We start from the raw sequence: 19,550 nt of genomic DNA, 5'->3' as shown, positions 1-19,550 counted from the left end.
CAGCGACGTCTAGCCGTGATGAATCGCAATGGTCTTGATGCGGGTATAGCTCCTGAGCCCTTCAAAGCCCTTTTCGCGGCCGTGGCCGGAGCGGCCGACGCCGCCGAAGGGCAGCTCGATACCACCGGCGGCGCCGTAGTTGTTGACGAACACCTGGCCCGAACGGATCGCCTTGGCCAGACGCAGTTGGCGGCCGCCGTCGGTGGTCCATACGCCCGCGCACAGACCGAAGTCGGTGGCGTTGGCCAGGCGTGCGGCCTCGGCCTCGTCGCCGAAGGCCTGGACCACCAGTACCGGCCCGAACAGCTCCTCGCGGCTGACGCCGTGGCCTTGCGGCACCTGGGTCAACAGGTGGGGGACCACGAAGTGGCCGTCCCGGGGGGCGTCGTCGGCCAGGCGTCCACGGGCGGCGATGTGGATACCGTCATCCTGTGCCGCCTGGATCAGCGTCATCACCTTGTCGCGCTGGCGTTCATTGATCAGCGGTCCGCAGTCCGGGTCGTTCTCGCCGACGTCACAGGTCAACCGCGCGAAACGCTCGCTCAGTGCCGCCACCACCTCGTCGTGGATGCTCTGCTCCACCAACAGACGGCTGCCGGCGGAGCAGGTTTGGCCGGCGTTCTGGATGATCCCGCGTACCACGGCGTCCAGGGCGCGTTCACGGTCGGCGTCGGCGAACAGCAGCTGGGGCGACTTGCCGCCGAGTTCCATGGTCACCGGCACGTGGTGCACCGCCGCCGCCTGAGTCACCAGGGTGCCGGTCTCCGGCGAGCCGGTGAACGACAGATGGTCGATGCCGGGGTGGGCGGCCAGGGCGGCGCCGGCTTCACGGCCGAGGCCAGGCACCAGGTTGAGCGCGCCTTCCGGCAGCCCGCAGTCGACGGCCAGCTGGGCCAGGCGCAGCACGCTCAGACAGGCGTCCTCGGCGGGCTTGAGCACGCAGGTGTTGCCGGCGGCCAGCGCCGCCGCCACGCAGCGTCCGAAGATCTGGGCCGGGTAGTTCCAGGGGATGATCTGGGCGCACACGCCCCAGGGCTCGCGCAGGGTCATCACCGCATAGTCGGGATCGAAGGGGATGGTCTCGCCGTGGAGCTTGTCGGCGGCGCCGGCGTAGAAGCGGAAGTAGCGCGCGCAGGCGGCGATGTCGCCCCGGGCCTGGCTGATCGGCTTGCCGGTGTCGGCGCACTCGAGGGCGGCCAGGGTCTCCCTGTCGGCGTCGATGGCCTGACTGAAGGCATACAGCCATTCACTGCGCGCCCGCGCCGAGAACGTCGACCACTGGCCAAGCTCGCCTGTGAAGGCTGCCCGGGCGGCGGCCACCGCAGCATCGACGTCGGCTGCGCTGGACGCGGCGATACGGGCGATGACTTCGCCGCTGGCCGGGCGCAGCACCTCGAGGGTGTCGGCGGTATCGACCCAGTGACCGCCGATCAGGGCGCCGGTGGGTGGAGTGAGGGGGAGGGCGTGCATGCTGTCGACTCCTGAGAAGGGGCGGAAGATGGGGTGGGCCCCGGCGCGGCCGGGGCAGTGATCGGTATCAGTAGAGCAGATCGACCAGGCCCAGCGAGATCCAGGGCATGTAGGTGATCGCCATCAGGCAGGCCAGGACCACCAGCACGAAGCGCGCAAGCCAAGGGATCAGCTCGTCGATGGACAGCTTGGCCACGGCGCAGGCGGCGAACAGATTGACCCCCAGCGGAGGGGTGAACATGCCGAGCGCCAGGTTGACCACCACGATCAGGCCGAAGTGCACCGGGTCGATGCCGTACTGCACGGCGATGGGGGTGAAGATCGGGGCCAGCACCAGGATCGCCGCCGAGGTCTCGACGAACATGCCGATCACCAGCAGCATCACGTTCACCGCCAGCAGGAAGCTGACCGGGCTCTCGAACACCTGGGTGACCCAGGCGGCAACCTCGCCGGGCAGCCCCGAGCGGCTGATCAGGAAGCTGAACAGCGCCGCCGCCGAGATGATCAGCATCACCGTGGCGGTGGAAATCACGCTCTGGCGCAGGATCGGCACCAGCTCCGACAGCGGCAGCTCGCGGTAGACCAGACCGCCGACGATCAGTGCGTAGAACACCGCCACCGCCGAGGCCTCGGTAGGGGTGAAGACCCCGCCATAGATGCCGCCGATGACCACCACCGGCATCAGCAGAGCGGCCCAGGCACGACGCATTGAGGTGGTGAAGGCGGCGCGATCCTCGCGGTCGCGCAGGCCGTAGCCGCGCAGCTTGCAGAAGATGTACAGAAACAGCAGCAGCGCCGAGCCGATCAACAACCCCGGACCGATACCGGCAATGAACAGGCGCCCGATCGAGGTGTCGGTGCTGACGCCGTAGAGGATCAAGGGGATGGAGGGCGGGATCAGTACGCCGAGCTCCGCCGAGGAGGCCTGGATCGAGGCCGCCAGCGGACGCGGGTAGTCGTGGGCCACCATCGCCGGAATCAGGATGGAGCCGATGGCGAAGGTGGTGGCCACGCTCGAGCCGGAAACCGCGGCGAACATCATGCAGGTCAGCACGCAGGTCATGGCGAGCCCGCCCTGGAGCCCGCCGACGATGGACTTGGCCAGGTCCACCAGGCGCTGGGAGATGCCGCCGGCGGCCATCAGGTTGCCGGCCAGGATAAAGAAGGGGATCGCCATCAGCGGGAAGTTGTCGATGCCGACGAACATCTGCTGGGGCACCATCAGCAGCGGAAAACGGGTGAAGAACTCGATACCGATCACCGACGCCAGCAGGATCGACACGGCGATCGGCACGCCCAGGGCGAACAGGATGATCAGCGATAGTCCGATAGCGGCGTTCATGGCTGCTTCCTCCCTTCGGTACCGGACGAGGTGCCTGTGTCAGGACCAGGTCTGGATTCGGGTTCAGGCACGTGTGCGGGGGCCTCGGCATCGACCACGCCGATGGTCTCGCGTCCGGTCAGCTGGGCGATCAGTCGAGTGATCACCGATAGCAGCGAAAAGGCGGCGCCGATCGGAATGGCGGCGTAGATCCAGGCGATCGAGATGCCGACGCCGGAGAGCATCTGGTTCTGCACGCGCAGCGTCATCTGATAGCCGTAGATCACCAGGATCGCCAGGACGATCATGCAGCAGGTGGCGATCAGTATCTCCAGCGCCTTGAGGGCGGAGGCCGGCACCAGCTTGTAGATCACTTCGACGGCCATCATGTAGCCGCCGCGAAAGGTCGCCGCGGCGCCCAGAAAGACGCACCAGATCATGGTGGAGCGGGCCATCACCTCCGACCAGGTGGAGGGGGCGTCGAACACGAACCGGGTCAGCACCTGGTAGAAGCCAAGGCTTACCGAGGCGATCAACATCAGCACCGCTGCGTAGAGGGCGACCTGGGAGATGGCCCGCTCGAGACGGAAGAACAGATCCAGCATGGGGCTTTCCTCATCGCGGGTAAGGCCCGAGGACGGGTCAGGCTTGACCGCCCAAGCGCTCGCCAACGGCAGGTAGCGAGCGCTCGGGCGGGAAGGTCAGTCGAGGATCGGTGGACGATCAGCTGCCGCAGTCGCTGGAGCGAATGCGATCGAGCATCTCCGAGCCGTACTCGTCGGTGTAGACCGAGTAGGAGGGCTCGACGGCGGCCTGGAACTGGGACTTGTCGATGTCATCGACCACGGTCATGCCCTTGGCCTTGAGTTCCTCGACGCCTTCGGTCTCGAGTCTCGACACCATCGCTCGCGTGGCCTCGGCGCCGGCCTGGGCGGCCTCCATGAACCAGCCCTTCTGCTCATCGGACAGGCCGTCCCAGAGGATCGGCGAGGCCAGCATGATGGCCGGAGAATAGACGTGGCCGGTCAGCGACAGGCGATCCTGGACCTCCCACAGATTGCCGGTGAGGATCACCGAGATGGGGTTTTCCTGGCCGTCCACGGTGCCCTGCTGCAGCGCGGTAAACAGCTCCGGGAAGGCCATCGGTGTCGGATGCACGCCCATCTCGTTGAACGCCGCCATGTGCATCTCGTTTTCCATGGTGCGGATCTTGAGACCCTGGGCATCTTCGGGGGTCTCGATGTCACGCTGGCTGTTGGTCATGTGGCGGAAGCCGTTCTCGGTCCAGGCAAGACCCACCAGATCGTGCTCGCCGATCTTGTCGAGCAGGTCCTGGCCGACCTCGCCATCCAGCACGCAGCGGGCGTGGTCGTAGTCCTTGAACAGAAACGGCAGGTCGAGCACGTAGGTCTCGGGGACGAAGTTGCCCAGCGGCCCGGTGGAGGTGACAACGGCGTCGATGGTGCCGATCTGCAGGCCTTCGATCATGGCGCGCTCGCCGCCCAGCGCACCGGAGGGCTGCTCGTTGACCGTGAATTCGCCGTCGGACAGCTCCTCCAGGGTCGCCTTGAAGGCATCGATACCCTCGGAGTAGTGAGAGCTGTCCGAGGTGGTGTGGCCGACGGTGATGGTCTGGGCGGCAGCCGCTGGCAGGGCAAACCCGGCCAGTGCCACAGCCAGCAGGCAGGGCTTGAGGTGAAAGGCGGGGCGGCGTGTTGCGTGGCGTACAGTCGTCGTCATTGTTGTTTCCTCTTTGCGGGATGACGCTTGGGTGTGGCCGTGCCCGGTGGCACGGCCGGATCAGTGCTCGTGGTCGGCCAGGGCTCGTCCTCGCCTTAGCCGCTCGAAGTAGTCGTCGCCACCGATCTGACCGCCCTTGAAGGCGATCTCTAGATCCTGGTAGCGCGGGTCGTCGCTGTGGGCCTGGCACAGCGGCGAACCCGGGGTGTCCGGCAGCGGCATCTTGACCGTCAGGGCATGGATGTTCAGGGCGGTGATGGCATGGCTCGAGGTGTCGCCGCCGGCCACGCACACCCGGGTCAGCCCCTGATCGTCCACCAGCGCCTTGAGCATCTCGCCGAGGGCCTTGCCCAGACTGTGGCGGCTGGATTCGGTGGCCAGGCTGTCGTCGTGGCTGTCGGGTCCCATGGCGGTGTGCAGGATGACGCTGCGGCCACTGCTCAGGGCATCCAGTGCCTTGAGGATGGCGGTAGCCATGGCCTCGTTGCGATGGGCGGGGATGGCCAGGCTGCGGGCGTCGAGCTCGATGCGCTGAAAACCGGCGTGTTCGACCGCCCAGTGAATCTGGCGTGCGGTGGTGCTGGAGACGCTGCCGGAGACCACCGCGATGCGCTCGACCGAACGGGGCGGAGTGAAGTCCTCGCCACCTTCCACCAGCCCCAGGCGTTGCCACTCGGCGAGCAGGGCATACTCGACACCGGACGAGCCGACCACGAAGCCGCCCTTGCCGCCTTGTTGCTGCGGGCGAGTGCGCCAGAGTTGATGACCCACCGCCTGTTGATGGGTGGGTTCGAGCACGTCGAACAGCACCGCCGGATGCTCGGCGAGGGCGTGATCCACGCGTTCGTCGATATCCGGCAGGGCCAGGCCGGGCACATCGATCAGGCCGACCGGCAGAGTGGTCTGGGCGGCCAGGTGGCGGCGCAGGTCCGCCTCGTGCATGGGGGTGACCGGGTGGCGCGACATCACGGGGTGTCGATCGATGCGGTAGATCTGATCCTGATAGGCGGCGTAGAGCTCGCCGAAGACGGTGTAGCGGCGCATCTGCGGCACCCCCACCACCAGTGGGATCGGTGTCTCGCCGAAGACGCCGCGCGCGACCTCCATGGCACAACCGATGCTGCCGACCTCGGGGCTGCTGTCGAAGGTGGAGCAGGTCTTGTAGTGGGTCAGCGCTGCGCCCTGTTCGGCCAGCCACTGGAAGGAACGCTTGAGCTCGCGGCGCATCCAGTCATTGGACTCGCTGCGGCTGGTGCCGGCCAGACCCAGGGCACGACAGTGGTCGAAGCGGGCGCGCTGCTCGGCGCTGGGGCGAGCGGTGAACAGCACACTGGGGACGCCCTGGCAGGCCAGGGCCTCGAGCGCGTCGGTGGAGCCGGTCAGGTCGTCGCCGTAGTAGCTCAGCAGCAGGTCGTTCATGGGCAGAAGGTCTCCAGAGCCTGGGCCAATTCGCCATGGTCACGGGCGTGGTCGGACAGCGAGATGCCGCGTGCAGCGGCGTCGTAGGCCTGGCGCAGGCTTCTGACGCCGGCGGCGATACCTCCAGGGTGGGCCATGATGCCGCCGCCTGCGGTGACGATCATGTCGCTGCTGCCCCCCATGGCGCGACAGGTGTCGATGGCCTGGCAGGCGGTCTGATTGGAAGAGAACACCGGCATCACGGTGTGGGCGGGTCCCGGCGGCTCGAACAGCGGCGTCAGGCAGGCCCGGGCGCTGGCGGCGACGCTGTCGTCGGATTCCGAAAACTTGTTGGCCAGACCATTGACGTGAAGGTGATCGACGCCGGCCAGGCGCCAGAAGGTCTGCCAGGCGGCGAAGTCCATGCCCAGCAGCGGCTCCCGGCTGAACATGCCCCAGCCGGCGCGGTGGCCGTGGATGGGCAGCTCACAGTGGCGCCGCAGATGACTGACGCCGGCCAGACCCACCGCGTTCAGGGCGACCATCACACAGCTGCCGCCGGCGGCCAGCACGTGGTCGTGGTGCCGGCGCATCTCGTCGATCTCGCCGGTGATGTTGAAGGCCACCATGACCTTGCGTCCGGTGCGCTGCTGATGTTCGAGCACCAGCGGCATGATCGCGTCGACCCGCTCGGTGAACGGGCAGTGCGGGCCGTTGGCCTGGAGTTCATCGTCCTTGATGAAGTCGATGCCGCCATCCAGCAGTTCCTTCACCACCTCGGCGGTGGCATCGGGTGAGAGCCCGACGCTGGGCTTGATGATGGTGCCGATCAGGGGACCCTGGTCGACGCCGCTGAGGCGGCGGGTACCGTCGATGCCGAACTGGGGCCCGGGGCAGGCCTCGGCAAAGGCGTGGGGCAGGCTGACGTCGAGCAGCCTGAGCCCGGAGAATTCCTTGAGTTCATACAGATTGCCGGCGAGGGTGGCCATCAGCGTGCTCAACGACGGACCGAGGTTCTCAAGGGGCCAGGACAAACGCACCCGGGCACGCTGGTAGCGGGTGCCGGGCGGCTGGGGCCGGGTCGGCATGGGCAGCGAGGGCGCGTCGACGCTGTCGAGCAATTCGATGGACTCGACCCTGGCCGCATGACGCTTTCGAAAGTCATCGGTTTCCGCGGCCAGGCGGGTGAAGGTGCCGCAGGATTGCTCCCCGGCCATCACCTGGCAGGCCTGCTCCACCTCGAAGGGGGTCTCGATCAGGTAGCTGGCTTCGATTCGGTTCATGCCTGGCCTCTTGATACTCGCGATGGCGCTGTCGTCAGACTCTGTGGAGAGCGTGGCCCCTCAGGTGATGCGCTGAATGCTGTCGGCGATGGCGTCCGGCTCGAACACCCGCTTCCAGTCATCGCGCATCAGCATCGGCTTGCCGTTCTCGATCGCCTTGTTGCAGGCATCCGAGAAAGCGCCGGGCTGTTCATCGAAGATCACCGCACCGAGGATGTTGAGATGGCCAAGCAGAAAGTCCCTGGCGCACTCATGGCTGACGCCTCGATCCACGACTTCGTCCATCGCTTCACGCATCACCGATAACAGTGTGGCACATACTGTTTCCGACAGACCGGGTTCCAGCAGCGCCATCTGTTCAACGCTGACGCGATGGCTGCGCCCGACGGGGGCATAGATGGTCCTGGCCACGGCCTCGCCCAGGGCGAAATGGCGCTCGTCCCCCTGCATCAGGGCGCTGACGATATGCTGGGTGGCGTGGCTGCCGCCGAAATAGTCGCGCTTGGCCTCGAGGGTGGTCTCGTCGTTGAAGATCGGCGGGTGACACGGGTGGGTGACGAAGTAGACCAGGTCGTCACGTTCGGGCAGATGGCCGGCGAAGGGGGCGGCGGCGTCCAGGCAGACCACCATGGTGCCGGCTTCGATCGACGGTGACAGCTCGGCGGCAATCTTCTGGATCAGGGTGTCGGGAACGGCCAGGATGACCACATCCGCGCCGGCCACCGCCTGCTCGGCGCTGTCGACGCACTCGATGTCGAGTTCGTCGCGAAGCCGTTGGCGGCCCTGTTCGCTGACCTCGACGTGACGCACGTCGAAGTCCGAAGTCTTGAGATTGCGGGAGAGGCGGGCGCCCATCTTGCCGCCGGCACCGATCAAGGCAATGGTCGTCATGGCCAGGTAACCTGTGTAAAAAAGTGGAAGAGGCAAGCTTTGCTGCAACTGGTATGATGACAATATAAGTGGCCGAGGCTGTCAAACACGACCTTGGTCGAGTGTCATGTTCCAGACCCGCTGGCATGGGTATGCTGCGGGGCCTGGCGCCGCGAGGTAGAGGCCATGAGCGACTCGTTGAAAATTTCTCGCCGCAAACTGTCCGACGAGGTGTTCGATCGGCTTTATCAGCAACTGCTGAACGGCGACTATGCGCCGGGGGACAGCCTGCCCTCTGAGCGGGAATTGATGGATACCTTCGGGGTCGGCCGGCCGGCCATCCGCGAAGCGATGCAGGCGCTGGAGCGACTGGGGCTGGTGTCGATCCACCACGGGCAGCGGCCCAAGGTGCTGACGCCCAGTGCCGACGGCATGCTGGCCCAGATAGAACTGACCGCGATGCACCTGCTGTCGACCGAACCCGCCTCGCTCGAACACCTCAAGGAGGCGCGGCTATTCTTCGAGGTGGGCATGGTGGCGCGGGCGGCGCGGCAGGTGGGCGCCAAGGATCTGGCGCGCCTCGAGGCGCTGGTGGAGCGCCAGCGGGTGGCGCTGAACAAGGACATCGATGCCTTTATCGCGGCGGACATGGGGTTTCATGTTGCCATCGCCGAGACCACCGGCAACCCTATCTTCATCGCGGTCAGTCGGGCGATGTTCGAGTGGCTGGCCAGGTTCCATACCTCGCTGATCCACTGGAAAGGCAGCGAGCATGTGACGCTGGAGGAGCACGAGCGCATCCTGGCGGCGTTGAAGAACGGCGACGAAGGCGCCGCCATTCGCGAGATGACGCGTCATCTGGAAAGGGCGCGTTCGGTGTACGCTCCCAGTTGAGGGCGCATTGATCCCCGCTTTTGACGCTCGCCCCGGACGGGGGACACTTATCGAGAAGGAACGGGACCTTGGATAGTGATCTGGTCTACGCCCTGGACATGGCGGGGACGGTGGTCTTCGCCCTGTCGGGCATCTTGCTGGCGTGCCGCTCACGCATGGATCCCATCGGCATGCTGGTGCTGGCGGCGGTGACCGCCGTCGGAGGAGGGACCTTGCGTGATCTGGTGCTGGGTGTCGCCCCGGTGTTCTGGATCCGCGATCCGACCTATCTTTGGGTGATTCTGGCCACGGTGCTGTGCGCGCTGGTCGGATTTCACTATATCCACCGCCTCAATCGGGTGGTGCTGCCGGTGGCCGACGCCTTCGGTCTGGCGCTGTTCGTGATCATCGGTGCCAACAAGGCGATGCTGCTGGGGACCTCGGGGGTCGTGGCGGTGTTGATGGGGCTGTTTACCGGGGTGGCCGGTGGCATGATCCGTGACGTGCTGGCAAGGCGCGTGCCGATGGTGCTGTGTCGTGAGGTCTACGCCACCGCCGCCATCGCCGGCGGTGTGGTCTTCGTGGCATTGGCAAGCCTCGGCGCCCCCAGGCTTGGCATTCTGCTGTCGCTTGTCACCACCCTGGGGCTGCGGCTCGCGGCAATCCGCTGGCAGCTGGCGCTGCCGGTGCTGGCCTGGGTGGTGATCGAGCCATCTCCAGGCCAGTCGGCGTCGAGTCGGGCGGCGGAGCCCGCTGCCCCGGCGTCGATGCCGGCCGATGGCAATGACACACCGCTGACATCGGCCCGCGAGACGGCATCGTCCGCCGACGTCGCGCGTCCCAAGATGCGGGTGAGGATGGTCTCCCGAAGCAAGGCCGCCCGCCTGTGGCCCGAGGATGAGGACGTCGACTGAGCCCTCGATTGACGGTTTTCTTCCTCGATGCTCGAGCATCGCCGTCTGCAACTCTGTGCTGGGATCTCTGCGATCGATGCCAGGCGATTGCCTCTGGCGCGGGCAGGCGGGAGGCATCTATCTTGCGGGTGTGACGCCCATCCTCGGGCGTTGCTCGCCGGCAGGAGAGATGGCATGGACAGTGCAGTTTGTCGCTTGTGGAAGAGGTCGCGAGCTGCGGCTGTGCTTATGGTGCTGCTGCTGGCGTCGGGGTTGGCCGTATCGGTGGGTGCTCACAGCGTCTCGGCCGGCGCTGGCAGCGAGTCGGCGCTCAGTGTCAGGACTGCCTGTGCTGACTGCGCACGCGCCGCCGCCGAGATCCGTGCCGTCTACGAAACCTCCTTCGACCTTCTTCCCGCCGACAAGCAGCGCCACTACGCCCAGCGGCTGTGGCGGGTGACCGGTGACCCTGCCTACCTATGCGCCAATCATGCCTACGGCCGACGTCTGCTCGATCAGCTCGCGCGAGACGCCTTCACCGTCGCGGACAGTGACCGGCTTCGCCAGCGCAATCGCGAGTTGCTGGCGGCCTACCCCGAGACCAGCCCCAAGCAGCGTCGGCGCAAGGCCATGCTGTCGGAACATGTTGACATGATGCTGCCTCGGGGCATCCTGTTTCGGCTGGCCCAGGCCCGCTACCACGGCTTGCTTGGACAACTTTCCGAGGCTGACCGGCGCTCGCTTGAACAGGCCGTGGGCGCAGTGGATTGGCGGGCCTTTCTAACCGACCCCGAGGTGGTGTCGGTGTATGCCGCCCAGGTGGCCAACCAGGCCGCCTTCCTGGCCCAGCTGGGGATCGTGGATCTGCGTGGCGAACTCGCCCGGGCCTTTCGTGACCGTTATCCACCCGGACGGATCGAGGAGCTGTCACCGGCGGAATATCGCAACTGGGTCTACGGCCTGACCCACTTCATCATCGCCGCGAGCCACTACTACCAGCGGATGCTGTCCGACGGCGAGCTCGATTGGGCGGTGGCGGCGTTGCTCGGCCAGGGAGAGGCGTTGTTGCAGGTCAAGGCCGATATCATCGCCGAGGTGGCGCTGTCGCTGCAGTTGGCAGGGCAGGCCGATCATCCGCTGGTGGCGGTGCTGCATGAAGCGCTGCTGGCACGACGGGATCCGCAGTCGGGCATCCTGCCCGCTACCGACGGCGGGTTCGATCTGGGCGAAGGTGAGCATCGCAATGTGCTGGCGATCATGACGCTGGGGTGGGACGGGCGGTTGTATTCAGGGCCCCGGCTGGTCCTCAAGGACATCTCCGAGGAGCGTGACTGCCGACTGCCTGGGCGGTCCCTGGCTACGTCGCCAGAGGACTGAGTTGGAGGCCGGGTCGGAAGTCCGCTCAAGGGTCGGGGCGAGAGGCCAGACACTCGACCGACGCCTCGCTATACCCGGCAGCTCGACGTCGAGCGCCACAGGCTCCCCAGTCCGTCGAGGTGGTCCCGGGTGGCGGGCAACTGGGCCCCCAGTGACTCGTGCAGACGAAGGTAAAGCGGCGTCAGCAGCGGATTGCGTTCGCGCTCGGCGCATTCGTTGTCGATGTAGTAGGCACGCCGGGTACCGCAGTAGTGGATGGTGTCGCTCACCGGCTGGAAACGAAAGCCGGACAGGGTCAACAGCCGCGCCAGGGGAGGCTCCATCAGGGCGTAGAGGTGTCGCCGTGCGGTCAGGCCGGCAAGGGCGTGGGCGCTCAAGAACAGGCCGGTGACGATCAACGGAAATGCCTGGCGTTCCTCCGGAGGAAACTGTACCGGCAGCGTTTCTTCGCCCTTGCTTGGGGCCCGGAAAAGCCGCGAGATCGCCAGGCGAGAAATTTCGGCGATCTGGCGCCCGTCGTGCTGTCGCGGATGTAGCGAAGGCGCCGTGAAGACGCTGCGGGTGGCGTTCATCACCGGCAGGTCATCCGGACGATCGACGGGGGGAAATACCAGCCGCACGCAGCCCGCCGCGAGACCGCTTGAGCGATGTTCGACCAGGCAGTGGATGGCCTGTTCATCGAAGTCATCATGCTCCTGTTGCTTGTCACTGTCGCCTGGCAGGGCGTATTGAAGCTCACGTAGAAAGACGTCATGGCGCAGCGAATAGACCCGCTCCCTGTCCGCGACCGTCTTTACCAGGATCACCCGGAACTGTTCGGCGAACTGCTCCAGCAGGCGCTGTTGCCGGGATGGCCTCTCGGTGTCTGCTGCTGGCATGGGGGATCACCTCCGTGTTGTTATAGCCGGGCCGTAAAGGTCCGGCGGGCGTCCGGCTCCCTGCTCCGGTACACCCTGTCTATGATAATACCCATTCAATATGCACTAGTTTACCGAATCGATGTCGATCACTGGATCGAAGGCGAAGACCTCTTTGAAGGGCACAGGACGGCCAAGGTGATACCCCTGGCCATAGGTGATGTTGTAGGACGACAGCAGCGGAATCAGCGCCTCCTGGTCGACGAACTCCGCCACGGCCTGTTTGCCGAAGCCGGTGGCGATGTCCGACACCGCCTTGACGATGACGCGGCTGTCGGGATTGGTCGCCAGGCTGCGGATGAAGGAGCCATCGATCTTGATATAGTCCACCGGCAACTGGCCCAGATAGTGGAAACTCGAGAAACCGACGCCGAAGTCGTCCAGCGCGGTCCGACAGCCTAGATCACGTACGCTCTGCAGCACCCCGCGGGCGGTGGAGAAGTCGGTGACGGCGGCGGTCTCGGTAACTTCCAGCACCAGATGATGGGGATCGGCCTGACTGACCGTCAGCAGGTTGGCCAGGTACTGCTTCAGCCCTTCGTCGTGGAGCGACTGTCCCGACAGGTTGACCGCCAGGCTGATGCCCTCGAGCCTCGCCAGGGCATGCACGCAGTGATGCAGCACCCAGCGATCGATGGCCACGATCTGGCCTGAATGTTCGGCCACCGGGATGAAGCGTGCCGGTGATATCAGGCTGCCATCGTCGTCGCGCATGCGCAGCAGCACCTCGTAGTGGCGGATCGAGCGATCCTCCAGCCGCACGATGGGCTGCACCATCAGCACGAAGTCACCCTCCACCAGGGCTCGGCGAATACGGTCGACCCAGTAGACACGCTCGTTGAGCTCATCCCGGGCGTTTTCCAGAGTGGCCAGCAGGTGCCAGCGTTGCAGGTTGCTGGCCTTGGCCTTGTACATGGCCACGTCGGCGCTGGCCATCAGGTCGGCGGGGGTGGCGCCCTCGGTGGGGAAGGGGACGATACCGATGCTCGCAGTGACCCGGTGGCGACGTCCTTCGGCGACGAACCCGAGGCTCTCGAACAACTGGTTGAGGTGCTGGGCGACGCGGATCGCGTGGTCGTCGTCGACCCCAGGCAGCAGCAGGGCGAACTCGTCGCCGCCGAGGCGCGAGATGACCCCTCGGTGGGCGTACTCCTGCTGCAGCAGGCGGGCCACGGTATGCAGCATGCGATCCCCGGCATGATGGCCGCTGAGCTCGTTGACCTCCTTGAACTGGTCAAGGTCCAGCAGCATGACCACACCCTGCTCGTCACGGGCCAGGGCCTTGCGCAGCGACTCCAGGAAGAAGCGACGATTGTAGAGCTCGGTCAGCGGATCGCGCTCGGCGAGCCAGGTCAGTCTGGCCTCGGCGGCTTTGCGCTCGGTGATATCAAGTCCCACCGATATGCGTGCCAGGGAGGCTTTGGCACCGCTCTTCAGCGGGCTGTGGTACCAGATGATGGTGCGTGGCTCCCCATCGGGAAGGGTCAGGGTGCGTTCTTCCTGATGCACGGGCTGACTGGGCTCGCTGTCCCCCGGGCCTGCGCCGAAGATGTCGTCGAAACGACGCCCCAGCAGTTCCTGGGAGGGGCAGCCGAGCTGGTCCTTGAGGTAGTCGTTGACCATGTCGATGCGCCCCTCTTCGTCCAGCGTGAGGATATGCACCTGGGCGGTATCGATCAGATTGCTGACAAAGTCCCGCTCCCTGGCCAATTCATCGATACGACGTGCCAGCTCATCCCCCCGCTGAGCCACCTGGCGCTGCAGGCGCTCGAGCTTGTCGGCCAGCGTCAGGGTGCTGGATTCCAGCACGTCGATCTCGTCTGGCAGGCGACGTGGCGCCAGCGGCAAGGCTTCGCGCGCCTGGGAAAAGCCACCACTGGCCAGCGGCGGCAGCACCGAGGCCACCCGGCGCAGTCGAGCCATGGGACGCAGCAGGATCGCCAGCAGCAGGAGTTCGGCAGACAGCCAGCCAAACAGACTGGCCATCATCTGGGTCCGGGTATCCAGCTGGATGGCATGGATCTGGGTGGTGATGTCCGAGATCAGCACGAAATAGGCGGGTGCACGAGCCCCGGAGGACGAGGTCAGCGGGACGGCGGAAAGCTCCAGATGACGTCCCTGCTGCTCCAGGCGCAGGGGTTCCTGCGCCAATGCCTCGAGGGAACCTTTTCGGCTTGCCTGGTGCAGCAGCGGCAGGCTCTGTGAGGCGTTGGTCACCGCCTGTACCCGTCCCTTCCAGCCGTCCAGTCGACGTGGTTCAAAGGCGGCTTCGGTGGCGCTGGTATCGACGCTGATCAGGGCGACCTCGCTGGTGGATATCTCGCGAGTCTGGCGGGCGACGTCCGCCAACGAGCGAGACAGCAGCAGGGTGCCTGCGCTGCCGCCGTCGGCCAGTATCGGGACCACGGCATACTGGCGGCACTCGGGAGAGCACTCGAGCGGCGACAGGGGGAGCTCCCGGGACATGACGCTTTCCACCCAGCGACGATAATGAGGCGGCGGCGACTGGCCTGGTTCGAGCCCCAGCGACATGACCGCACGGGTGCGATCATCGTAGACCAGCATCTGTTCGATACCCGCCTCCAGCTGGAGCGAGGGCCACAGTGAGGCCAACGCAGGGGACAGCGCCTCGGGCGGTGACGGCGGGGCCCCCTGCTCCAGCGCAGGGCCCAGGTCGGGCGAGGCCGCGATCAGTCCCGCCAGCTGCTGCAACCCTTTTTCCGAACGGCGGATGGCGAACTCGAGCTCACGCTGCTGGCGCTCGATCTGCTCCTGGCGCGTGGCGGTGAACTGACGTGTCAGGTTGGTGTGAGACAGGTAGGTGAACAGCACTGCCAACGCCACCAGCAAAAGGCTGGTGAGGGTGACCACTCGCCATGTGAGGCCCAGGCGAAGGCGCTCGGGGCGTGACGGGCTGGTAACCGGCATCAGAACCTCAACGAGAGCTGGAAGAGCCACATGTTCCAACGTCGCTCGGTGTCTTCAGGATCTGGATTATCCTGAACCGGCAGCCAGGCGGTCCCGTCCACATAGTGATATTCGCCCGCCAGCATGACCCGTGAATGGGGCTGCCATTGCAGACCGAAGGTCCAGTCATTGGCGTACTGGGAGTGGGCCGGACCACGGCCTTCGCGTTCGTAGTCGGTGCCGTTGCGGTCGTCGCGGTCGTTGACCAGGCTGTCGTAGCGGACCAGCCAGCGCCAGTCGTCGAGGAAGCGCCGGCGATATTGCACGTACCAGCTTTCACCCTGGTTCTCGTTGTCCTCGAAGGCGTCGAAGCCGGTGAGGCTGACGTCGCGCAGCGCGTACTCCGCGGTCAGGCTCCACAGCTCGGCGTTGTATTGAGCAGAGAAGATCCACGGCTGGAAATCGAGCTTGCCGTCTCCGGGAAAGGCACCGGGGGAATCGTAGTCGGCCTTGACCGAAGCCGCGCTGACGGCAAATACCATGCGACCGCCGTCGTGTTCGTAGCGCACCTGGCCTACCGCCGAGGTGTCGGCGTCGAAGGAGCCGGGCAACACATCGAGCCCCAGCACCTCTTCCACATCGTCATCCACCTGCGCCTGGCCGACACCCAGCTGGGCATGGATCACTCCGTTGTCGATGCGCTCTTCGTGGTAGAGGCTGACGCCGTCGGCAGACAGCCCCAGGGAACGGGTGCGGTCGAAATAGATCGACTGTGGCAGCAGAATGCTGGGGCGGGTAAAGGCCACGTCCCGGGTCTGGTTGTAGAAGCCGAAGGGGTTCTTGAAGCGCCCGACCTGAATACCGAAGGTGCGATCGCGGTCGGACAGCATCTGCCAGTCGACGATACCGTAGTCGAGTTCCACCGAACCGTTGTCGACCTCGCCGGCGCGCCGGCTCAGGGCCTGGGCGGCCAGCAGCAGGTTCTCGGTGGGTCGGATGGAGGCGTTGATGCCGAGCTCCGTGTAGTCCCAGCTGCCGCCACTATCGCTGCTGTCGCCGAACATGTTGTTGTCGTCGGTGATCACCAGCGCCTGGCTCAGAAAACCGTGCACCTGGAAGGTGTCCAGGGGGGACGCCTGTGCGGTGGACACCAGCAGCAGCGGCACCAGCAGCGAAGGCGCCAGCAGCCCCAGGCGGCAACCCACCGACCTAATCCCTGGCAATGGCTTGGACGCGCTCATCCAGATACTCCCTTTCGATGTAGCCGATGGCTCCGGGGGTGGTGGCCACCGTGTCGATCATGTCTTGCTGACTGCGCACACGATGTGGCGCCTGCCCGGTACCCGAAAAGACGATGCGGTCCCACGCCAGCTGCAACTGGTGAGGATAGACAGACAGCCATTCCTTGACGAAGGTGGCGTGGACGGGGTCATCACTGGCCAGGACGTACACCTCCGCGCCTTGCCCGCTGGGCCAGGTGCGCAGGCGCATGGCAAAGATCGCCCGCAAGGTATCGCGGTCGAGCTCGCTCAGGGCAAGGCCAGGATGAGAAATGACCACCACCTCGTCTGCGGTCTTTCCCCACGCAGCCGTGCTGGCCAGCCCTCCGGAGATCAGGACCGTCCAGATGCAGAACAGGAGGCGAAGAGATAACCGACGCATCAACGCAGCCTCTCTGCAGCCTCGATGGAGGACAATCGCCACCTGGAGAGTGGCATCCACTGTGTCATAGTGCTCCGGATTCCCTGCATGGCTTCCTTGCGACGTCGCATTTCTTGGGCTTGGCCGCAGAAAAACGCTCTTTATAGGTAGATAGCCAGATGTCGTTACGCATCAAATGCGCCCAGCTTGTGCATTAACAAGCTTATCCTAAGGTGAGTCACTGTGGGGGAAAAGAGAGGTAGTAAAGAGTTTATGCCACCAACGCAAGGCGATGTGGTGCTTGCGAAGGTGGCATGGCAGAGAGAGGGACGGCCGGGATTCAGCCCTGAATGGCGAAGCTGGCCTGGTTCAACCACAGGTGCGCCGCGACGCTGGCGGCGTAGCCCAGCGCGATCACCGGGGCCCAGCGCAGGTGGCCCATGAAGGTGTAATAGCCGCGTGCCTGGCCCATCAGCGCGACGCCAGCAGCGGAACCGATCGACAGCAGGCTACCACCGACGCCAGCGGTCAGGGTGATCAACAGCCAGTGGCCGTGGGACATCTCTGGCTCCATGGTCAGTACCGCGAACATCACCGGAATGTTGTCGACCACCGCCGAAATGACACCGAGCGCGATATTGGCCCAGGTCGCGTCCCACTGGTTGTACATCACGTCAGACAGCAGTCCGAGATAGCCCATGAAGCCAAGACCGCCAACGCACATGACGACACCATAGAAGAACAGCAGGGTGTCCCACTCAGCCCGGGCGACCCGGTTGAACACATCGAAGGGGACCACGCTGCCGAGTTGCTCGAGCTTCTTCCAGTCGCCCTTCTGGGTATAGACGGTGCGCTTGCGGTCCAGCGACTTGGGCAGGCTCTTGCGCAGATAGAAGCCAAAGAACTGCAGATAGCCCAGTCCGGTCATCATGCCAAGCACCGGCGGCAGGTGCAGCAGGGTGTGGCAGGCAACGGCGGTGGCCACCGTGAGCAGGAACAGGACGATGATGCGGCGTGCCCCACGCTTGAGCTCCACCGTCTCCTCGAGGCTGTCCGGGGTGCGATTGTGGATGAAGAAGCTCATCACCACCGCCGGGACCACAAAGTTGATCAGCGAGGGAATCAGCAGTTCGAAGAACTCCTGAAATTCGATCAGGCCGGCCTGCCAGACCATCAGGGTGGTGATGTCGCCGAAGGGGCTGAAGGCGCCACCTGCGTTGGCTGCGACCACGATGTTGATACAGCAGAGATTGATGAAGCGCTTGTCACCTTCGGCCACCTTGGTCACCACCGCACACATCAGCAACGCCGTGGTCAGGTTGTCGGCGATCGGCGAGATGACGAAGGCAAGGCCGCCGGTGAGCCAGAACAGGGTGCGGTAGCTGAAGCCTTTCTGGACCATCCAGGAACGCAGGCCATCGAAGATCCGGCGCTCGTCCATGGCGTTGATGTAGGTCATCGCTACCAGCAGGAACAGCATCAGCTCGGAGAATTCCAGCAGCGTCATATGGAAGGCATGCTCGGCCTCATCCGGCATACCGGATTGCACGTAGGTCCAGCCGATCAGCGCCCAGATAAGGCCTGCCGCCACCAGCACGGGCTTGGACTTGCGCATGTGCAGCTTTTCTTCCGCCATCACCAGGGCGTAGGCCAGCACGAAGATGGCCACCGCCAGAAAGCCGGCGAAGGAGCCGGTGAGGTCGAGTTCTCCGGTCACCGCCTGGCTGGCTCCCGCCAGGGTGAGCCCCATCAACAGCAGAGCGGCGAGGACGAGCCAGCGACCCGGTCGTCGTATCCTCTTGTTGTCATAATTATGCATGACGATGTCATCCTGAAAGTGAATGAGAAAGGGAGAAATCGACGTCGAGACTACCACAGCGTTTTGCACTGCAATATGCTGCCAAAGGCGCGCTGGAATGCACCTTTGGTAGGAGTAGTGAGGCCCTGTCCGGTTGTCGGGGCAAGAATCTGTGCTAGTTGATGCCGGCGGTGCTCATCTCGGCAGGTTCTGTGGCATCATGCTCGCCTGGAGAGCCTCCGGGAGCTCCATCTTCAGTTTCAGCCAGGCGCCTGTTCCATGTTTCTTGATGACTACCACTCCTGCGTCGATGATCGCATCGTGATTTCCGCTGACCAGGCGAGCCGCTTCGCCAAGTGCATAGCCGGCGACTTCAACCCCATTCACACACCGGGCGCACGGCGGTTCTGCGTACCGGGCGACCTGTTGTTCGCTCTGGTGCTGAAGCGTTTCGGACTGTCGCCGCACATGAACTTTCGCTTTCTCGCCATGGTGGGGGCGGATCGGGCGCTCAGTTTTCGCGAGGAAGGCGACCGGGTGATACGGGTGCTGGACGATGACGGCAAGTGCTATCTGGAGGTCGAACGGCGCGGAGAGGTGACCTTCGACGAGAGCGTCGTCGAAGCCTTCACGCGCTGCTACGTGGCGTTTTCGGGAAAGAACTTTCCTCACTACATGAAGCCGCTGATGGAAGACTGCGGTGTCATGTTCAATCCCAAGCGGCCGCTGGTGATCTACGACAGCATGGGCTTTTCGCTGACGCGACTGGATGCGCTGGAGCCGGCGTTACGGCTGCTGGATTCCCGCCTGGAGGTCATCGGCAAGCGCGGTGACGTGCACCTCGAGTTCGCCATCGACGCCGCTGGAGAAAGTATCGGTCATGGTGGCAAGAAGCTGGTGGTCAGTGGCCTGTGTCCCTATGACGCCGAGGCCATGGACGACATCGTCGACCAGTTCTACCAGTTGAAGCGGGATCACGCCGGCACTCCCTGCTGAGTCCGGGCCGGACCTGACGGCCGGCTGCTGGTATCGCCGGCGTCGGGAGCGACACCTTCTTCATGG

The 19,550-nt window shown here is 65.0% G+C and carries 16 protein-coding genes; 4 read left to right on the top strand and 12 right to left on the bottom strand.

The genetic code is table 11. From position 1 onward, the window contains the following. Window positions 1-9 precede the first annotated feature (9 nt). The 7 genes from NFI08_RS14075 to NFI08_RS14045 form a co-directional block, all read right to left on the bottom strand. The gene (locus NFI08_RS14075; protein ID WP_349590081.1) at window positions 10-1,470 is read right to left on the bottom strand and encodes an aldehyde dehydrogenase family protein; all 1,461 of its coding nucleotides are present in this window, start codon (window positions 1,468-1,470) and stop codon (window positions 10-12) included. A gap of 67 nt (window positions 1,471-1,537) precedes the next feature. Beyond that, the gene (locus tag NFI08_RS14070) at window positions 1,538-2,812 is read right to left on the bottom strand and encodes a TRAP transporter large permease (RefSeq protein WP_045991767.1); all 1,275 of its coding nucleotides are present in this window, start codon (window positions 2,810-2,812) and stop codon (window positions 1,538-1,540) included. Next, window positions 2,809-3,396 carry a TRAP transporter small permease gene (locus tag NFI08_RS14065; RefSeq protein ID WP_349590078.1) on the bottom strand — a complete coding sequence of 196 codons (588 nt, stop codon included), beginning with the start codon at window positions 3,394-3,396 and terminating at the stop codon, window positions 2,809-2,811. The genes NFI08_RS14070 and NFI08_RS14065 overlap by 4 nt, the downstream gene beginning before the upstream one ends. 118 nt (window positions 3,397-3,514) lie before the next feature. After that, window positions 3,515-4,531: a TRAP transporter substrate-binding protein gene (locus NFI08_RS14060; protein WP_045991765.1), complete on the bottom strand. Its 1,017-nt coding sequence runs from the start codon at window positions 4,529-4,531 to the stop codon at window positions 3,515-3,517. Between the two features lie 60 nt (window positions 4,532-4,591). Then, a complete protein-coding gene (locus NFI08_RS14055; RefSeq protein WP_261395054.1) occupies window positions 4,592-5,950 on the bottom strand; it encodes a four-carbon acid sugar kinase family protein in 1,359 nt (452 codons plus the stop codon). Then, window positions 5,947-7,212 (bottom strand): ribulose-bisphosphate carboxylase large subunit family protein, encoded by a 1,266-nt coding sequence (locus NFI08_RS14050; protein WP_349590074.1) that lies wholly within the window; start codon window positions 7,210-7,212, stop codon window positions 5,947-5,949. Before NFI08_RS14050 ends, NFI08_RS14055 begins: the two co-directional genes overlap by 4 nt. A 60-nt stretch (window positions 7,213-7,272) precedes the next feature. Continuing rightward, on the bottom strand, window positions 7,273-8,103 hold the full coding sequence (locus tag NFI08_RS14045) for a phosphogluconate dehydrogenase C-terminal domain-containing protein (RefSeq protein ID WP_349590071.1): 831 nt from the start codon (window positions 8,101-8,103) through the stop codon (window positions 7,273-7,275). 165 nt (window positions 8,104-8,268) lie between these two features. On the opposite strand from NFI08_RS14045, the gene nanR reads away from it, so the two are divergent. The 3 genes from nanR to NFI08_RS14030 all read left to right on the top strand — a co-directional run bounded on the left by nanR (window position 8,269) and on the right by NFI08_RS14030 (window position 11,225). After that, window positions 8,269-8,976, top strand: coding sequence for a transcriptional regulator NanR (nanR, locus tag NFI08_RS14040; RefSeq protein ID WP_045991761.1), 708 nt, complete (start codon window positions 8,269-8,271; stop codon window positions 8,974-8,976). A gap of 98 nt (window positions 8,977-9,074) precedes the next feature. Then, a complete protein-coding gene (locus NFI08_RS14035) occupies window positions 9,075-9,869 on the top strand; it encodes a trimeric intracellular cation channel family protein (RefSeq protein ID WP_349590329.1) in 795 nt (264 codons plus the stop codon). 228 nt (window positions 9,870-10,097) lie between these two features. Continuing rightward, the gene (locus tag NFI08_RS14030) at window positions 10,098-11,225 is read left to right on the top strand and encodes a DUF3541 domain-containing protein (RefSeq protein ID WP_349590326.1); all 1,128 of its coding nucleotides are present in this window, start codon (window positions 10,098-10,100) and stop codon (window positions 11,223-11,225) included. Between the two features lie 68 nt (window positions 11,226-11,293). On the opposite strand, the gene NFI08_RS14025 is transcribed toward NFI08_RS14030, so the two are convergent. From NFI08_RS14025 to nhaD, 5 genes are all read right to left on the bottom strand, one after another. Continuing rightward, the gene (locus tag NFI08_RS14025) at window positions 11,294-12,103 is read right to left on the bottom strand and encodes a PEP-CTERM/exosortase system-associated acyltransferase (protein WP_349590068.1); all 810 of its coding nucleotides are present in this window, start codon (window positions 12,101-12,103) and stop codon (window positions 11,294-11,296) included. A gap of 105 nt (window positions 12,104-12,208) precedes the next feature. After that, window positions 12,209-15,070: a bifunctional diguanylate cyclase/phosphodiesterase gene (locus NFI08_RS14020; RefSeq protein WP_108448030.1), complete on the bottom strand. Its 2,862-nt coding sequence runs from the start codon at window positions 15,068-15,070 to the stop codon at window positions 12,209-12,211. Continuing rightward, complete coding sequence (locus tag NFI08_RS14015; RefSeq protein WP_231498440.1) at window positions 15,070-16,290, bottom strand: putative porin; 1,221 nt, start codon at window positions 16,288-16,290, stop codon at window positions 15,070-15,072. The genes NFI08_RS14020 and NFI08_RS14015 overlap by 1 nt, the downstream gene beginning before the upstream one ends. Continuing rightward, window positions 16,259-16,711, bottom strand: coding sequence for a type 2 periplasmic-binding domain-containing protein (locus NFI08_RS14010; RefSeq protein WP_204248922.1), 453 nt, complete (start codon window positions 16,709-16,711; stop codon window positions 16,259-16,261). The genes NFI08_RS14015 and NFI08_RS14010 overlap by 32 nt, the downstream gene beginning before the upstream one ends. Before the next feature lie 319 nt (window positions 16,712-17,030). Then, window positions 17,031-18,509, bottom strand: coding sequence for a sodium:proton antiporter NhaD (gene nhaD / locus NFI08_RS14005; protein ID WP_045991758.1), 1,479 nt, complete (start codon window positions 18,507-18,509; stop codon window positions 17,031-17,033). 258 nt (window positions 18,510-18,767) lie between these two features. On the opposite strand from nhaD, the gene NFI08_RS14000 reads away from it, so the two are divergent. Next, window positions 18,768-19,484, top strand: coding sequence for a DUF3581 family protein (locus NFI08_RS14000; RefSeq protein WP_108448031.1), 717 nt, complete (start codon window positions 18,768-18,770; stop codon window positions 19,482-19,484). The last annotated feature ends 66 nt before the right edge of the window (window positions 19,485-19,550 follow it).

The sequence above is a fragment of the Halomonas sp. EF61 genome, assembly GCF_040147045.1.
Lineage (GTDB): Bacteria > Pseudomonadota > Gammaproteobacteria > Pseudomonadales > Halomonadaceae > Halomonas > Halomonas litopenaei.
The sequence above is the reverse complement of the archived record's forward strand: the minus strand, read 5'-3'. Positions and strand labels throughout refer to the sequence as shown.

Bases quoted from the DNA above. Each gene is read 5' to 3' on its own strand.
- NFI08_RS14075 (WP_349590081.1), bottom strand. From the start codon at position 1,470: ATGCACGCCCTCCCCCTCACTCCACCCACCGGCGCCCTGATCGGCGGT.
- NFI08_RS14070 (WP_045991767.1), bottom strand. From the start codon at position 2,812: ATGAACGCCGCTATCGGACTATCGCTGATCATCCTGTTCGCCCTGGGC.
- NFI08_RS14065 (WP_349590078.1), bottom strand. From the start codon at position 3,396: ATGCTGGATCTGTTCTTCCGTCTCGAGCGGGCCATCTCCCAGGTCGCC.
- NFI08_RS14060 (WP_045991765.1), bottom strand. From the start codon at position 4,531: ATGACGACGACTGTACGCCACGCAACACGCCGCCCCGCCTTTCACCTC.
- NFI08_RS14055 (WP_261395054.1), bottom strand. From the start codon at position 5,950: ATGAACGACCTGCTGCTGAGCTACTACGGCGACGACCTGACCGGCTCC.
- NFI08_RS14050 (WP_349590074.1), bottom strand. From the start codon at position 7,212: ATGAACCGAATCGAAGCCAGCTACCTGATCGAGACCCCCTTCGAGGTG.
- NFI08_RS14045 (WP_349590071.1), bottom strand. From the start codon at position 8,103: ATGACGACCATTGCCTTGATCGGTGCCGGCGGCAAGATGGGCGCCCGC.
- nanR (WP_045991761.1), top strand. From the start codon at position 8,269: ATGAGCGACTCGTTGAAAATTTCTCGCCGCAAACTGTCCGACGAGGTG.
- NFI08_RS14035 (WP_349590329.1), top strand. From the start codon at position 9,075: ATGGCGGGGACGGTGGTCTTCGCCCTGTCGGGCATCTTGCTGGCGTGC.
- NFI08_RS14030 (WP_349590326.1), top strand. From the start codon at position 10,098: ATGGTGCTGCTGCTGGCGTCGGGGTTGGCCGTATCGGTGGGTGCTCAC.
- NFI08_RS14025 (WP_349590068.1), bottom strand. From the start codon at position 12,103: ATGCCAGCAGCAGACACCGAGAGGCCATCCCGGCAACAGCGCCTGCTG.
- NFI08_RS14020 (WP_108448030.1), bottom strand. From the start codon at position 15,070: ATGCCGGTTACCAGCCCGTCACGCCCCGAGCGCCTTCGCCTGGGCCTC.
- NFI08_RS14015 (WP_231498440.1), bottom strand. From the start codon at position 16,290: ATGAGCGCGTCCAAGCCATTGCCAGGGATTAGGTCGGTGGGTTGCCGC.
- NFI08_RS14010 (WP_204248922.1), bottom strand. From the start codon at position 16,711: ATGCGTCGGTTATCTCTTCGCCTCCTGTTCTGCATCTGGACGGTCCTG.
- nhaD (WP_045991758.1), bottom strand. From the start codon at position 18,509: ATGCATAATTATGACAACAAGAGGATACGACGACCGGGTCGCTGGCTC.
- NFI08_RS14000 (WP_108448031.1), top strand. From the start codon at position 18,768: ATGTTTCTTGATGACTACCACTCCTGCGTCGATGATCGCATCGTGATT.